General features: G+C 69.3%; 17 protein-coding genes. 10 read left to right on the top strand and 7 right to left on the bottom strand.

The genetic code is table 11. The annotated features are described in order from the left end of the window. Window positions 1-77 precede the first annotated feature (77 nt). On the bottom strand, window positions 78-989 hold the full coding sequence (locus BDI24065_RS20740) for a LysR family transcriptional regulator (protein WP_175032933.1): 912 nt from the start codon (window positions 987-989) through the stop codon (window positions 78-80). 151 nt (window positions 990-1,140) lie between these two features. On the opposite strand from BDI24065_RS20740, the gene BDI24065_RS20735 reads away from it, so the two are divergent. After that, window positions 1,141-2,061: a pyridoxal-phosphate dependent enzyme gene (locus tag BDI24065_RS20735; protein ID WP_175032845.1), complete on the top strand. Its 921-nt coding sequence runs from the start codon at window positions 1,141-1,143 to the stop codon at window positions 2,059-2,061. 372 nt (window positions 2,062-2,433) lie between these two features. Here BDI24065_RS20735 and BDI24065_RS20730 read toward each other — a convergent pair whose 3' ends face one another. Both BDI24065_RS20730 and BDI24065_RS20725 read right to left on the bottom strand, forming a co-directional pair. Next, on the bottom strand, window positions 2,434-3,570 hold the full coding sequence (locus BDI24065_RS20730) for a DUF2242 domain-containing protein (RefSeq protein ID WP_175032844.1): 1,137 nt from the start codon (window positions 3,568-3,570) through the stop codon (window positions 2,434-2,436). Window positions 3,571-3,685: 115 nt separating this feature from the next. Beyond that, window positions 3,686-4,579 carry a LysR family transcriptional regulator gene (locus tag BDI24065_RS20725; RefSeq protein ID WP_175032843.1) on the bottom strand — a complete coding sequence of 298 codons (894 nt, stop codon included), beginning with the start codon at window positions 4,577-4,579 and terminating at the stop codon, window positions 3,686-3,688. A 108-nt stretch (window positions 4,580-4,687) separates the two neighbouring features. Here BDI24065_RS20725 and BDI24065_RS20720 point away from each other — a divergent pair, with 108 nt between their 5' ends. After that, entirely contained in the window at window positions 4,688-5,443 is a 756-nt protein-coding gene (locus BDI24065_RS20720; protein WP_175032932.1) for a TerC family protein, read from the top strand. Window positions 5,444-5,533: 90 nt separating this feature from the next. Further along, on the top strand, window positions 5,534-5,869 hold the full coding sequence (locus tag BDI24065_RS20715) for a zf-TFIIB domain-containing protein (RefSeq protein ID WP_175032842.1): 336 nt from the start codon (window positions 5,534-5,536) through the stop codon (window positions 5,867-5,869). An 87-nt stretch (window positions 5,870-5,956) separates the two neighbouring features. On the opposite strand, the gene BDI24065_RS20710 is transcribed toward BDI24065_RS20715, so the two are convergent. Further along, window positions 5,957-6,367 (bottom strand): Hsp20/alpha crystallin family protein, encoded by a 411-nt coding sequence (locus tag BDI24065_RS20710; RefSeq protein WP_043182225.1) that lies wholly within the window; start codon window positions 6,365-6,367, stop codon window positions 5,957-5,959. Window positions 6,368-6,383: 16 nt separating this feature from the next. Further along, the gene (locus tag BDI24065_RS20705; protein WP_175032841.1) at window positions 6,384-6,824 is read right to left on the bottom strand and encodes an Hsp20/alpha crystallin family protein; all 441 of its coding nucleotides are present in this window, start codon (window positions 6,822-6,824) and stop codon (window positions 6,384-6,386) included. A 247-nt stretch (window positions 6,825-7,071) separates the two neighbouring features. Here BDI24065_RS20705 and BDI24065_RS20700 point away from each other — a divergent pair, with 247 nt between their 5' ends. Continuing rightward, window positions 7,072-7,989 carry a 3-hydroxyacyl-CoA dehydrogenase NAD-binding domain-containing protein gene (locus BDI24065_RS20700; RefSeq protein ID WP_175032840.1) on the top strand — a complete coding sequence of 306 codons (918 nt, stop codon included), beginning with the start codon at window positions 7,072-7,074 and terminating at the stop codon, window positions 7,987-7,989. Window positions 7,990-8,023: 34 nt separating this feature from the next. Here BDI24065_RS20700 and BDI24065_RS20695 read toward each other — a convergent pair whose 3' ends face one another. Then, the gene (locus BDI24065_RS20695; RefSeq protein ID WP_175032839.1) at window positions 8,024-8,305 is read right to left on the bottom strand and encodes a DUF4148 domain-containing protein; all 282 of its coding nucleotides are present in this window, start codon (window positions 8,303-8,305) and stop codon (window positions 8,024-8,026) included. A gap of 180 nt (window positions 8,306-8,485) precedes the next feature. Next, window positions 8,486-9,334, bottom strand: a complete 849-nt coding sequence (locus tag BDI24065_RS20690; RefSeq protein ID WP_021162693.1) for a LysR substrate-binding domain-containing protein — start codon at window positions 9,332-9,334, stop codon at window positions 8,486-8,488. A 327-nt stretch (window positions 9,335-9,661) separates the two neighbouring features. Here BDI24065_RS20690 and madL point away from each other — a divergent pair, with 327 nt between their 5' ends. The 6 genes from madL to mdcE form a co-directional block, all read left to right on the top strand. Next, window positions 9,662-10,057 (top strand): malonate transporter subunit MadL, encoded by a 396-nt coding sequence (gene madL / locus BDI24065_RS20685; RefSeq protein ID WP_034186756.1) that lies wholly within the window; start codon window positions 9,662-9,664, stop codon window positions 10,055-10,057. Between the two features lie 11 nt (window positions 10,058-10,068). Then, window positions 10,069-10,836, top strand: coding sequence for a malonate transporter subunit MadM (gene madM / locus BDI24065_RS20680; protein ID WP_175032838.1), 768 nt, complete (start codon window positions 10,069-10,071; stop codon window positions 10,834-10,836). 134 nt (window positions 10,837-10,970) lie between these two features. Further along, window positions 10,971-12,617 carry a malonate decarboxylase subunit alpha gene (mdcA, locus tag BDI24065_RS20675; protein WP_175032837.1) on the top strand — a complete coding sequence of 549 codons (1,647 nt, stop codon included), beginning with the start codon at window positions 10,971-10,973 and terminating at the stop codon, window positions 12,615-12,617. A gap of 10 nt (window positions 12,618-12,627) precedes the next feature. Next, window positions 12,628-12,945, top strand: a complete 318-nt coding sequence (gene mdcC, locus BDI24065_RS20670; RefSeq protein WP_011351579.1) for a malonate decarboxylase acyl carrier protein — start codon at window positions 12,628-12,630, stop codon at window positions 12,943-12,945. Next, the gene (locus tag BDI24065_RS20665) at window positions 12,942-13,961 is read left to right on the top strand and encodes a biotin-independent malonate decarboxylase subunit beta (protein WP_254609815.1); all 1,020 of its coding nucleotides are present in this window, start codon (window positions 12,942-12,944) and stop codon (window positions 13,959-13,961) included. The genes mdcC and BDI24065_RS20665 overlap by 4 nt, the downstream gene beginning before the upstream one ends. After that, on the top strand, window positions 13,948-14,608 hold a 661-nt coding region (mdcE, locus tag BDI24065_RS20660), incomplete at its 3' end, for a biotin-independent malonate decarboxylase subunit gamma (protein WP_175032836.1). The genes BDI24065_RS20665 and mdcE, both read left to right, overlap by 14 nt.

Here is a 14,608-nt window from a genome sequence, read left to right as displayed (position 1 = left end):
AAGGCGATTCCGCCCGTCATCCGGCATCGCGAATCCTGCCGCTCAAGCGCCGGGCGAGGCCCCTGTATCTGCACCGCTCAGCCCGCTTCACCGGCCGCATCGCGCACGGCGTCGAGAAACCGCGCGACGACGGGCGACGGTGGCACGGCCGCACCGTCGAACACGAACTCGATGTCGAAGCGGCTCGCGAGCTCGTCGAGCGCGACGAGCCGGACCGTATGCGGGCAGGTCGGCGACGCGCTTTCCGGCACGAACGCACAGCCCATGCCGGCCGCGACGAGGCCGATCAACGTCGGAATGTCGCTGCCGACCTGCGCGATGCGTGGCGTGAAGCCGGCCTGCTGGCACTGCGCCATCAGGAACCGGTGGTGCGCGGCGGAGCGCTGCGCGTCGAACCAGACGAACGGCTCGTTCGCGACGTCGGCCAGCGTGCGTGGCGCGGTGAAGGGTTCGCCCGGCGGCGCGGGCATCGCGAGCACGAAGCGGTCGCTCAGCAACCGTACGCCCGACAGGTGCGGCGCCTCGTCCCGGCGCCACGCCATGATTCCGCCGTCGAGCTGGCCGCGCACCAGCGCGCTTGCCTGTTCGGCGGACAGCATCGGTGCGATCGACAGCTTCACGTCCGGGCACCCGTCGCGAAACGCCTTGAGGACGTTCGCGACGACGGGCAGCGGCAGGCAGTTCGGCAACGCGCCGAGCCGCAGCTCGCCCAACTGGCCGGCCGCGCTGCGCAATGCGCGCTCGCGGCTGTCCTGAAGTGTCGCGAGCAGGCCGGTCGCGTCCTGCAGGAAGCTTGCGCCGGCCGCCGTCAGCGTGACGCCTGTTGCACGGCGTACCAGCAGCGGCGTGCCGATCGCGTCCTCGAGTTCGCGGATCTGTCGCGACAGTGCGGGCTGGACGATCCCGGCCGCGCGGGCGCCGGCCATCACGCTCCCGGCCTGTGCGACGGCCACGAAGTAGCGCAGGTGACGTAATTCGATCTGACGCATGCGGTATCGGCTCTTGTTCATCGATATACCTGTGAAGCATAGCAAACGCCATTCGATGGTATTGGAAAGCATGGCGAGCGTGCCGTACGATGACCGTCATTGCCGCTCGCCCTACGAGTCGCGCTCCTTCCGTTCTTATTGGTCCCGTCCCATGCCGCTCCATATCCCGACCCCTTATATCCGCTCGCAAATCGCGTCCCGCCGGCTCGGCAGGACCATCCGGCTGAAGCTCGATGCGCTGCAGCCGTCGGGCTCGTTCAAGCTGCGCGGCATCGGCGCGGTCTGCGAAGCGCGACATGCCGCCGGCGCGCGGCGCTTCGTGTCGTCGTCGGGCGGCAACGCGGGCATCGCGGTTGCGTATTGCGGCCGCGAACTCGGCGTGCCGGTGCTCGTCGTCGTGCCGGAAAGCGCGTCGGCCCGCGCACGCGAGCTGATCCGCGTCGAGGGCGCGGAGCTCATCGTGCATGGCGCGAGCTGGGCCGAGGCAAACGCGTTCGCGCAGTCGGCGCTCGGCGAGCACGATGCGTTCGTGCATCCGTTCGACGACCGCGTGCTGTGGCAGGGCCACGCGACGATGATCGACGAGATGGCGGCGGCCGGCCCGAAGCCCGACGCGGTCGTGCTCGCGGTCGGCGGCGGCGGGTTGCTGTGCGGCGTGCTCGAAGGGCTGGCGCGCAACGGCTGGCACGACGTGCCGGTGGTCGCGGTCGAAACGGCAGGCGCCGACTGCTATGCGCGCTCGCTCGCGCAGGGCCGCCCGGTCGAATTGCCGGCGATCACGAGCATCGCGACGTCGCTCGGCGCGAAGCGGCCGTGCGATGCAGCGGTCGACTGGGCCGCGCGGCACGAGATCCATCCGGTCGTCGTGTCCGACGCCGATGCAGTGGCCGCGTCGCTTCGCTTCCTCGACGAACACCGGATCGTCGTCGAGCCCGCGTGCGGCGCCGCGCTGGCCGCGCTCGAGCGGCCGGTGCCCGTGCTCGCGTCGGCGACGGATATCGCCGTGATCGTCTGCGGCGGCGTGACGGCGACGGTCGAGCAGTTGCAGACGCTGAGCGCGACGTTGCGGTAGGCGGAGCGGCCGGCTCAGGCAGGCCTGCAGGGTCACGGTCAGACGGCTGTCGGCGAAGGATGTCGCCGTGACCGTCTGTGGCGGCGTGACGGCGACGGTCGAGCAGTTGCAGACGCTGCACGCAACGTTGCGGTAGGCGGAGCGGCCGGCGCAAGCCGGTCTGCCATGTGACGGCCGGACGGCCGTCGGTCCCGGCGAATGTGAGCATCGGCCGCACATGCTTGCCGCGAAGCGTCGACGCAATGTCGGCTATACAGCGGGCGGGCGGGCAGGCAGCCGGCGGCGCGGGCGTTTTTGTGAGGCGTGACGGGGAAGGGTGCGTATCGTCGCGCTGCGCCGGATGCGGCCGGGCGCGACGATACGGGCGGCCGGTCAGTTCGTGGCAGGTGCGCTCGCGCCGGACGGTGCGGACGATGCGACGGGGTTGGCGGCAGCAGGCGCGGGCGAGGTGCTCGAGGGTGCCGACGCCGATACGGGGGCCGGTGCGGCGGACGCGGCCGGTGCCGGCGTTGCAGCGGCCGGAGCCGAAGCGGCAGGCGTCGAAGCGGCAGCGGGCGATGCCGCCGGGCTGGAAGCGGATGCCGGCGCGGAAACCGGCACGGGAGCCGAAGCCGGCAGGGATGCCGATCCGGACGCCGGCGCGGGAGCGACAACCGGTGCGGGCGTCGACGAGACGGCCGAAGCAGGCGCCGCACCCGAAGCCGATACCGCCCCCGAGCCAGACGCGGCCACCGGCGCGGCAGCGCGCATCGCCGCCGGCGCGACCACGGCCGACGCGGCGGCCGGCACGGCGTTCGAGCCCGACTCGGGCGCGACGACCGGCAGCGACAGCGGTACCGGCGCCGCGGGCGGCGTCGGCACGATCGGCGTCGTCATCTTCATCGGCTCGCCCTGCGGCGTCGGCGCGGGTTCGGGCAGCGGCGTGACGGGTTCCTTCTCGGCGGCCTTGACGGTCGCGCGGTCGCGGCGGGCCGGATCGATCTTCAGGAAATGCTCGACGAGATTGAAGAAGCGCTCGTAGAACACGCCGGCGGGAATCGTCTCGCTGGCGGTCTTGACGAGCGCGTCGTCGCTCGACCCGATCGGCAGCGACAGCGAGCCGAACACGCTGAGGCCGACGCTGGCCGACGTATTCGACTTCTTCAGCGTATAGCGATCCTGCACCGCGTTCACGTACGCGATGCTCGACGAGCCGTCCGCGTTCGCGTCCGCGCACACGACGTGAAATTCGATCACGACGTGCATGTCGTTGTTCGGCTGGAAATTCTTGCTGCCGTCGACCGCGTCGTTACGCGACGACGACACCACATAGCCCTGGCTCAGCAGCGCGCGCCGCGCGGCCTCGCAGGCCGCGTCGGATTTCGAGTGGAACGTATGCGCGTACGGGCTGCTCGTTGCGTCGAACTGTTCCTGCTGGTAGATCGGCTTGGGCGGCGACGAGCACGCCGCCAGCACGGTCGCGGCCGTGAGCGCGCACGAAACGGAAAACAGGCGAAATCGGTTGTGCATGGCGTCTTTCAGAAGGCTTGGCGAGAGGCCGCGCAACGGCGGAGCCTGGATAAAGCGCGCGGCAATCTCGTAAGGCCGGGGCGCCATTATAGTTTCCTTTGATGTCGCGCTCGCTTCAGTCGGCCGGTGCGCCGCGTGCCGCGGCCAGCAATTGCGACGTCAGCGGATGGTGTTCGCCGCGCCGCGAGCGGATCGCGTGGATCTCCTCGGTCACGTCGCCCGCCCGCCCGAGCCGCCGCAACCCGCGCAGCAGCGACGCGTCGTTCGCGCCGAGTTCGCTCAGCGGAAACACGCCGAGGCCGCGTGCCGCGAACACGGCCATCAGCGCGCTGTCCTCGAATTCGCCGGCCACGCGCGGCACGATCCGCTCGCCTTCCAGCCACAGGTCGAGGCGCGCGCGCAGCGCCGAGTGCGCGGTCGGCAGCAGCACCGGCAGGTCGGTGAGGCACTGCGGAAAGTGCTGCCGCGCGGCCGGCGTGACGAGCGCCGCGGGGCCATACCAGTCGACCGGCGACGCGACGAGCCGCTCGCTCGTCACCCGCAGGTTCGAGCCGGAGGGCGCGCCCTGGCCGGCCAGCACCAGGTCGAGATGATGCAGCGCCAGCTCCGCGAGCAGCGCATCGTGTTCGCCTTCGTGGCACAGCAGCCGCAGCGTGGGGGTATCCAGCACGGGCGCGAGGATCGCGTGCGCGGCGAGCTTGGAGATGCCGTCGGAGAGGCCGACCGCGAGCCGCACGGTCGGCTGGCTGGCCGCCGCGCGCACTTCGTCGGGAATCAGCCGCCCCATCTCGAAGATCACCTCCGCGCGCGCAAACGCGGCCTGGCCGGCGTCGGTCATCGCGACGCCGCGCCCGGCCGGGCGCAGCAACTGGTGCCCGAGCGCCTTCTCGAGTTCGCGCACCTGCGCGCTGATGGTCTGCACGGCCATGTCGAGCCGTGCGGCCGCGCGCGCGAAGCCGCCTTCCTTCACGACGACCCAGAAATAGTACAGATGTCGGAAATTGAGCATCGGATCGTAATTTCGGAAAAACCGAACTGAAAGTCAGATTCTCTCTGATTTTTCCGAAGTTCGGGGCGGCATATGATCTGGCTTTCCACTTTCGTATCGGCCCATTTCATGGACTACCTGCTGACGCTTGCCGTTGACCCCGCCGTCTGGGCGGCGCTTCTGACGCTCGTCGTGATGGAAGTCGTGCTCGGCATCGACAACCTGATCTTCATCTCGATCCTCAGCAACAAGCTGCCCGAAGCGCAGCGCGCCCGCACGCAGCGCCTCGGCATCGCGCTCGCGCTGGTGATGCGCCTCGCGCTGCTTGGCAGCGTCGCGTGGATCGCGAGCCTCACCGAACCGGTGTTCACGCTGTTCGACCATGCGTTCTCGTGGCGCGACATGATCCTGCTGTCGGGTGGCCTGTTCCTCGTGTGGAAGGCGACCACCGAGATCCATCACCACGTGTCGCACGACGGTGAAGGCGCGGGCGGTGCCGGCGGCGCGGTCGGCCTGACGATGTGGGCCGCGATCGGCCAGATCGTGATGCTCGACATCGTGTTCTCGATCGACAGCATCGTGACCGCGATCGGCATGACCGAGCACGTCCCGATCATGTTCGTCGCCGTGATCGTCGCCGTCGCCGTGATGCTGTTCGCTGCACAGCCGCTCGCACGCTTCATCGACCGCAACCCGACCATCGTGATGCTCGCGCTGTCGTTCCTGGTCGTGATCGGCATGACGCTGATCGCCGAAGGTTTCGGTTCGCACGTGCCGAAGGGTTACATCTACGCGGCAATGGCGTTCTCGGCTTTCGTCGAAGGCATGAACATGCTGGCGCGGCGCGCGAAGGCGAAGCGCTCGGCACCGACGGAAGGCCACTGAGCCACCGCGCGCGACGCCGGCCGCCTTGGCGGCCGGCCCGCGCGCCTCATACGGAATCCAGACGAAATTCGCACGGAAAGGAGAAGCGCGATGAAATGCCCTGTCTGCAAGACGCCCGACCTGTTGATGGCCGAGCGCCAGTCGATCGAGATCGACTACTGTCCGACCTGCCGCGGCGTGTGGCTCGATCGCGGCGAACTCGACAAGCTGATTGCACGCGAGACCGGCGACGTGCCGGTGCGTCGCGACGAGACGCCCGTGCGGCACGATGCGCAAGCGCCACGCGGCCACGACGGCGGGTGGGGGCGTGACGCTCGCGCTTACGATAACCGTGACAGACACGATGGCCGCTCACACGACGATCGCTACAAGCACGACGGCCAGCGCCGCAAGAAATCGGTGTTCGATCTGTTCGACTTCGACTGATTGCGCCGCACGTTGAAATAAAGCCCCGCCGGGTGCATACCCGGCGGGGCTTTTTCATGCGTGCGAGATCACGGCACGCGCCGATGCTTACGCGTTGCCGGCCGTCACGTCGATGCGGCGCGGACGCGTTTCCTCGCGGCGCGGAATCGTCAGCGTCAGCACGCCGTCGCGCAGGTTCGCGTCGATCCTCGACGTGTCGAGATCCGGGCTCAGCACGAAGCTGCGCGCATAGCGCGTCGCGCGGATTTCGGCGTGCCGCACGCGCAGGTCGGCCGGCGTGTCGAGGTGCGTGTCGGCTTCGATCGTCAGCGTGTTGTCGTGCACTTTCACGTCGAGGTTCTCGCGCGGCACGCCGGGCAGGTCGGCCCGCAGCGTGACGCCGAGATGGTTCTCGACGATGTCGACGGCCGGCGTGATGGCGGGCCGTCGGGCTGCTTCGGCGGCAGCGGGGTGAACGGTGTTCGTCTGACGCTCGGCCAGGGTCGGGTTCGCATTCATGTCGGTATCCTGAATATTATTGAACGGTGATCGCACGCGGCTTCGATGCCTCGCGCCGGCCGACGCGAATCAGCAGGCAGCCGTTTTCGTAGCGGGCGCTGACCTGGTCGGGATCCGCGTCCCGCGGCAGCTCGACGACACGGCGGAATGCACCGTGAAAGCGTTCCTGTGCATAGGTGCGCAGATCGTCGCCGTCGTTGTGAGCCGCCGGCTTGCGCTCGCCGCTGATCGTCAGCAGATCCTTGTCGATCGAGACGTCGAAGTCGGCCGCGGCCATGCCGGGCGCGAACGCGACGATCTCGATGGCGCCGTCGGTGGCGCCGACGTTGAGCGCGGGAAACGCACCGGGTCGTACCGCGCGAATGCCGGACGGACGTTCGCCGAGCAGGTTCGCCACTTGCCGCTGCACGCGGGCGAATTCGTCGAACAGGTCGCTGCCGAAATGGATACCGCTCATGTTGGTCCTCCTGAACAGGGAACGCGGGAGACGTGACGGCGCGACGCCTGCGGCGGGCGCGACGTGGAAGCTCCACTGGGTCGAATCGGGGGCAGTGCGTTGCATGGTGCGCTGCCCGACGACGTGTAATTAGTGGCAGCCGAAGCGCATTTCAAGAGGGAATCTGCAATCTGCATCAATGCAGGCCCGTGCGATTCGATGCGACAATCGCCGCGATCTATTTGCAGACCAACGACACGGGACAATCATGGACATTCGACGCATCGCGATCGTCGGCGCCGGCGTGATCGGCGCGAGCTGGGCCGCCTTCTATCTGACGCAGGGCTTCGACGTCGTCGCGACCGATCCGGCACCGCACGCCGACGCGCGGCTGCGCGACGCGCTGGCCGCGTTTCTCGGCGACCGGGCCGCCGAACTTTCCGCGCGGCTGTCGTTCGACGCCGATCTCGTGCGTGCGCTCGACGGCGTCGACTTCGTGCAGGAGAACGGCCCGGAACGGCTCGACCTGAAGCGCGAGTTGTACCGGCAGATGGACGACGTGCTGCCCGCGCACGTGCCGATTGCGTCGAGTTCGTCGGGCCTGAAGATGTCGGACATCCAGACCGCGTGCGACAAGCATCCGGAGCGTTGTTTGATCGCGCATCCGTTCAATCCGCCGCACCTGATTCCGCTCGTCGAGCTGGTCGGCGGCGATGCCACTCGCCAGGACGTGATCGCGCGCGTGAAGAATTTCTACGATGCGCTCGGCAAGCAGACGATCGTTCTCAACAAGGAGATGACCGGCCACGTCGCGAACCGGCTCGCGGCCGCGCTGTTCCGCGAGGTGTATCACCTCGTCGGTGAAGGCGTCGTGAGCGTTGCCGATGCGGACAAGGCCGTCGCATGGGGCCCCGGCCTGCGCTGGGGGCTGATGGGGCAGTGCCTGACCTATCACCTCGGCGGCGGCGCGGGCGGGATCGCGCACTTTCTCGAACACCTGTCGGGGCCGATCACGAGCTGGTGGGACGATCTCGGTACGCCGTCGTTCGACCCGGAAGTCGATCGCAAGCTGAACGACGAATTGCGCGCGATCCAGGGCGAACGCTCGATGCAGGAACTCGAGGCCGAACGCGACCGCTTGCTCGTCGAGCTGATCGACGCGCGGCGCCGCAGCTTCCTGCCGTGATCGCGCCGCGGCGTCGCGCAGGTGCCGCGGGCGGCTACTGCTGCGCGGCGGTTTGCGGGGCCTGCGGCGTCTGCGCGAGCCATGCCGGGCTCGCGGCCTGCACCAGTTCGCGGTTGCGCGCGCGTGTCGCGGCGTTCGGCGGGTAGTTGCTGTCGTTCGTCGGCAGTTCGCCGTCGAGATAGGCCTGCTTGAGTTGTGTAATGACTTCCGCGCGGGTCAGCCCCTGCGCGGGCGCCGCGGCGTCGGTCGTCTGGGCAAAGGCGGGGGACAGCAGGGCGGCGGTGGCGGTCGCGACGGCGAATCGCAAGACATTCATGGCGTGCTCCGATCAAGGGGACGGGACACCGGATGCACGCGGCGGCTGGCCGTGCGTTCCGATGGGTCCCATTGTCGCGAGCGGGTGCTGCGTGGACGATGACGCGTTCCGGGCAAAGCTGTCAGGTGCGTGCGCGGGCACCGGGTACGTTCGCCGCTGCGTGGAGCGCGCCCGGTGCGGTTACAACTCCGATGCGGCTGTAATCAGCGTGGCCTCGAGTGCCAGCGTCGAACGCGACGCGGCCGCCGGCCGGTCGATCACGTATTCGAGTTCGCCGAGTTCGGGCAGCCCTGCGTCGAGCCGCGCGAGCCCGGCCGGAATCACGTAGCCGGCGAACGCGCTGACGCCGAGCCCCGCGCTCGCAGCAGCGCGCAACACCGCGACGCTGCTGCTCACAACCGCGATCCGGTACGGCCGCCCGACGGCCTCGAGCGATTCGAGCACACGGCGGCGCGACACGCTCGGCTCCGGATGCATCGCGAGCGGCAGCACGGTCTCGTGGCCGGTGATCCGCGAATCGGGGCCCGTGCACCAGTACAGCGGCTCGCTGCGGATCACGCGGCCGCGCCGGCTGCCCGCGATGCGCTTCGCGAACACGAGATCGTGCCGCCCTTCGTCGAGCGCGTCGAACAGGTCGCCCGACAGCCCGGTCGAGATCGCGAGCTCGACTTCCGGATTGCGCTGCACGAAGCTCGCAAGTGCGGCCGTCAGGTGCGCGGACGCGAAATCTTCCGACATCGCGAGCCGCACCTTGCCCGACAGCGGCGGCCCGCACACCGACGTGACGGCCTCGTCCATCAGCTCGAGGATGCGCACCGCGTAGCGGAACAGCGCATCGCCGTGCTGCGACAGGTGCACGTTGCGCGTGTCGCGTTCGAACAGCGGCCGGTCGAGCAGCTCCTCGAGGCGGCGGATGTGCTGGCTGACGGTCGACTGCGACAGGCTCACGCGCTCGGACGCGGCGGTGAAGCTGCCGGACTGGGCGACGGCGACGAAGCTGCGCAGCAGCTCGGGCGGTAACGGACGCATTGCTAAATCCACTGAATCGGTTTCGACAACTTCATAAATGACCGCATTTTGCGGCGCTAGTATCGGATCACGCCCCGGTGCGGCCCGCAACGGGGCGCACCGGACGCGTAGCCCGCGTCGTGCCGGCGGCTGCATCATTCAGTCTACGGCATCCGGCGTCCGGCCCGAAACCGCATCATCCCATCGACCGCCCGAGAACGTGCCCGCATGACGGGCCGCCGGGCCGCGGCGCACCGCCGCAGGAGACGAGTCCGCGCACGGGATCGGCGTGCGGGGCCGGCGCCTGCAGGCGTCCTGCGCCCGTCACGAAGAGACTGGAGACGACTCATGATCATCTACGGAACCGCGCTGCTGGCGTTCTGCCACCTGGCCGGACTGTTCCTCGGCGACCTGCTCGGCAGCGCGATCGGCGTGAAGACCAACGTCGGTGGCGTCGGTATCGCGATGCTGCTGCTGATCTGCCTGCGCCTGTGGCTGCACCGCCGCGGCTGGCTGCCGAAGGAGACCGAGGCCGGCGTCGGTTTCTGGGGGGCGATGTACATCCCCGTCGTGGTCGCGATGGCCGCGAACCAGAACGTCGTCGCCGCGCTGAAGGGCGGCCCCGTTGCGCTGCTGGCCGCCGTCGGCGCGGTCGCGATCTGCGCATGCTGCATCGCGGTACTCGTGCGCACCGGGCGCGACGACACGGCGTTCGCGGGCGTGCCGCAATTCGAAGAACAGTGACGGAGGCCGCCATGCTGCAGATGCTCGAAAAAACCGTCGCCCACAACGGGCTCGTCGCGTCGTTCGCGCTGGTCGGCCTGATCATGTGGCTGTCGTCGATCGCGTCGCGCAAGCTCACGTTCGGCCGCGTGCACGGCTCCGCGATCGCGATCGTGATCGGTCTCGCGCTGGCCTACGTCGGCGGCGCATTCACCGGCGGCGAGAAGGGGATCGCCGACGTGCGGCTGTTCGCGGGCGTCGGCCTGATGGGCGGCGCGATGCTGCGCGATTTCGCGATCGTCGCGACCGCGTTCGAAGTGCAGCCGACCGAGGCGCGCAAGGCCGGGCTGGTCGGCGTCGTGTCGCTGCTGCTCGGCACCGTGCTGCCGTTCATCGTCGGTGCGTGCATCGCGCGCGCGTTCGGCTATACCGACGCGGTCAGCATGACGACGATCGGCGCGGGCGCCGTCACCTACATCGTCGGGCCGGTCACGGGCGCGGCGATCGGCGCAAGCTCCGACGTGATCGCGCTCAGCATCGCGACGGGGCTGGTCAAGGCGATCATCGTGATGGTCGGCACGCCCGTCGCGGCCAACTTCATGGGCCTGAAGACGCCGCGCTCCGCGATGATCTTCGGCGGCCTGGCCGGCACCGTCAGCGGCGTGAGCGCGGGGCTCGCCGCGACCGATCGCCGGCTCGTCCCGTACGGCGCGCTGGTCGCGACGTTCCATACGGGCGTCGGCTGCCTGCTCGGCCCGTCGGTGCTGTTCTTTACGACGCGCGCGCTGGTCGGCGGTTAGGCCCGGACGGTGGGCGGCCCGTGCGCGGGCCGCATCCATCGCCGCGTCCTCTGAGTCGCATTCGTCAACATCATCAATCGGCGGCGGCGCCAGGCTTAGAATGCCGCTGAACCATCGAAGCGGGAGAACTGTTCATGACGGGATGGAATCACGCGCGGCAGGCGCGCGATGCACGCCTCGCGGCCGGCGCGGCTTACGCGCAGGGCAAGCGGGTCGATGCGCGCGACACCGTGGCGTTGCTCGAAGCGGTGCTGCGGCCCGGCGACCGCGTCTGCCTCGAAGGCGACAACCAGAAGCAGGCCGACCTGCTCGCGACGGCGCTCGCCGACGTCGACAGCGCGAAGGTGCACGACCTGCACATGGTGCAGTCGGGCGTCGTGCTGCCCGAGCATCTCGACGTGTTCGAGCGCGGCATCGCGAAGCGTCTCGACTTCGCGTATTCGGGCCCGCAGTCGCAGCGGATCGCGAAGCTGCTGTTCGGCGGCAAGATCGCGCTCGGCGCGGTGCACACCTATCTCGAGCTGTTCGCTCGCTACTTCATCGATCTCACGCCGCAGGTCGCGCTGATCGCCGCGGTCAGCGCCGATCGCGACGGCAACCTGTACACCGGCCCGAACACCGAAGATACGCCGACGGTCGTCGAGGCCACCGCGTTCAAGGACGGCATCGTGATCGCGCAGGTCGACCGCATCGTCGACAAGGTGCCGCGCGTCGACATTCCGGGCGACCGCGTGCATTTCGTCGTCGAGGCCGGCCGGCCGTTCTACGTCGAGCCGCTGTTCACGCGCGATCCGGCGGCGATCACCGAAACGCAGATCCTCACCGCGATGCTCGCGATCAAGGGCATCTACGAGCCGTACGGCGTCAAGCGCCTGAACCACGGGATCGGCTTCAACACGGCCGCGATCGAGCTGCTGCTGCCGACCTACGGCGAGAAGCTCGGGCTGAAGGGCAAGGTCTGCTCGCACTGGGCGCTCAATCCGCACCCGACGCTGATTCCCGCGATCGAGTCGGGCTGGGTCGAGCAGATCCATTGCTTCGGCTCGGAAGTCGGGATGGACGACTACATTCGTGCGCGTTCCGACATATGGTTCACGGGCCCCGACGGGTCGCTGCGTTCGAACCGCGCGTTCTGCCAGACGGCCGGCCTCTATGCGTGCGACATGTTCATCGGCTCGACGCTGCAGATCGACCTGTCCGGCCATTCGTCGACGGTCACGGCCGAGCGCATTGCCGGTTTCGGCGGCGCGCCGAACATGGGCAGCGACGCGCGCGGCCGGCGCCATCCGAGCGAGCCGTGGCTGAAGGCCGGTGCGGAAGCGGATCCCGATACGCCGGCGGCGCTCAGGCGCGGCCGCAAGCTCGTCGTGCAGATCGGCGAGACGTTCGGCGACAAGAACGTGCCGATGTTCGTCGAGAAGCTCGACGCGCTGAAGCTCGCCGACAAGCTGCAGCTCGACCTCGCGCCGATCATGGTCTACGGCGACGACGTCACGCACATCGTCACCGAGGAAGGGATCGCGAATCTCCTGATGTGCCGCGACAAGGACGAACGCGAGCACGCGATCCGCGGCGTCGCCGGCTATACGGAGATCGGCCGCGGCCGTGACCGGAAGATGGTCGAGCGGCTGCGCGAACGCGGCGTGATCCGTCGTCCGGAGGATCTCGGCATCGATCCGCTCGACGCCGACCGTCGCTGGCTCGCCGCGCGTTCGATCAAGGATCTCGTGCACTGGTCGGGCGGCCTCTATGCGCCGCCGGCCCGGTTCCGCAACTGGTGAGGAAGAGGGCATGGAACAGTTGAACTATCGCTTCACCGCGCGCGAACGCGCGAAGGGCGAGCAGGCCGCGGCGCTCGTCGGCGTAGTGGCATCCGGCAATCTCGAAGTGCTGGTCGAGCGCGTGCTGCCGGGCAACGAATGCGAGATCGACATCCGCACCGCGGCGGTCGGGTTCGGCGCGGTGTGGCAGGCCGTCGTCACGGATTTCGTCGAGCGGCGCACGCCGGGCGGCCTGAAGCTGTCGATCAACGACGGCGGCGCGCGGCCCGACATGGTGTCGCTGCGGCTCGCGCAGGCGGTGCGCGCGATCGAGGGAGACGCCCAATGAACAACCCCCACGCTCACATCCATTCGCTGCCTCCCGAGGGGGGCGGCGCCTCCCCAGGGGCGGCCCGTCGGGAGGCGCCGAACGACGTGAAGCACGATCACGACGCCCCCGCGTTCGTCGCGAACGCCGCAAGCTGGTACGAAGCATCGGCGCGGCAGCGCGTCGAGGGGCTCCTCGACGCCGGCAGTTTCAGCGAATTCCTCGGCCCGGCCGAGCGCGTGACGAGCCCGCACCTGCCGCTGTTCGACCTGCCGCAGCAGTTCGACGACGGGATGGTGGTCGGCCACGGCCGGCTCGACGGCCAGCTGGTGTTCGTCGCCGCGCAGGAAGGCCGCTTCATGGGCGGCGCGTTCGGCGAAGTGCACGGCGCGAAGCTCACCGGGCTGCTGCGTGCCGCGCATGAAACCGGCAAGCCGGTGCTGATCCTGTTCGATACGGGGGGCGTGCGGCTGCAGGAAGCGAATGCGGGCGAGCTCGCGATCGCCGAGATCATGCGTGCGCTCGTCGAAGCGCGTGCGGCCGGTGTGCCGGTGATCGGGCTGATCGGCGGGCGCTCGGGTTGCTACGGCGGCGGCGGATTGCTCGCCGCGTGCTGCTCGGCGCTCGCGGTGTCGGAGCAGGGCCGCATCAGCGTGTCGGGCCCCGAAGTGATCGAGACCAATCGCGGCGTCGAGGAATTCGATGCGAAGGACCGCGCGCTGATCTGGCGCACGATGGGCGGCAAGCACCGGCGGCTGGTCGGCGGCGCGGATCGCTACGTGGCCGACACGCCCGATGCGTTCCGCGCCGCCGCGCTCGAACTGATCGGCCGTGCGCCGACGTTCGATGCGGCGATGCTGCGCGCCGAGCAGGCGCGCCTCGAAGCGCGTGTCGAGCGATTCGGCGCATGCCAGGACGCGCTCGACGTGTGGCGCGCGCTGGGCGCATCGGCGCCGGAAGCGATTCCGGGGATGCCGGACGATGCCTTCGCCGCGCTCGCGGACCAACTGCAGGAGAGCCCGCATGACGCTCGATGAAGTACTGAATTCACTGTTCCCGCAAGGCCACTCGATCGCCCGCAACGGCGGCCTGCTGACCGGCCATGCGGAACTGGCCGGTACGCGCGTCGACGTGATCGGCGTCGCCGACCGTTTGCCGTTCGGCATCGACGAGGCGCTGACGCTGGCGGCGCGCGTGCTCGACACGATCGAGCGCGGCGGCGACACGCCGATCCTCGTGCTCGTCGACAGCGACAGCCAGCGGATGAGCAAGCGCGACGAACTGCTCGGCCTGAACGAAGGGCTGTCGCATCTCGCGAAGTGCCTGATGCACGCGGATCTCGCCGGGCACCGGACGATCGGCGTGCTGTATGGCCACACGGCCGCCGGCGCGTTCATCGCGACCGCGCTCGCGACGCGCACGCTGCTTGCGGTGCCGGGCGCCGAGCCGGAGGTGATGGACCTGCCGTCGATGTCGCGCGTGACCAAGCTGCCGATCGACGTGCTGAAGGAGATGTCGCGCTCGACACCGGTGTTCGCGCCGGGGCTCGACAATCTCGTGAAGATGGGCGCCGTCGACGCCGTGCTCGATCCGGCCCGCGCGCTCGACGCGCAGGTCGGCGAATGGCTCGGCAAGCCGGCCGACCGCGTCGACCGGCGCGCCGCGCGCGGCCGCACGGTTGCCG

Origin of the sequence: Burkholderia lata, from assembly GCF_902499025.1 — a bacterium.
In the GTDB taxonomy this organism is placed as follows: Bacteria; Pseudomonadota; Gammaproteobacteria; order Burkholderiales; family Burkholderiaceae; genus Burkholderia; species Burkholderia lata_C.
This window is presented reverse-complemented; position numbering and strand designations above follow the sequence as displayed.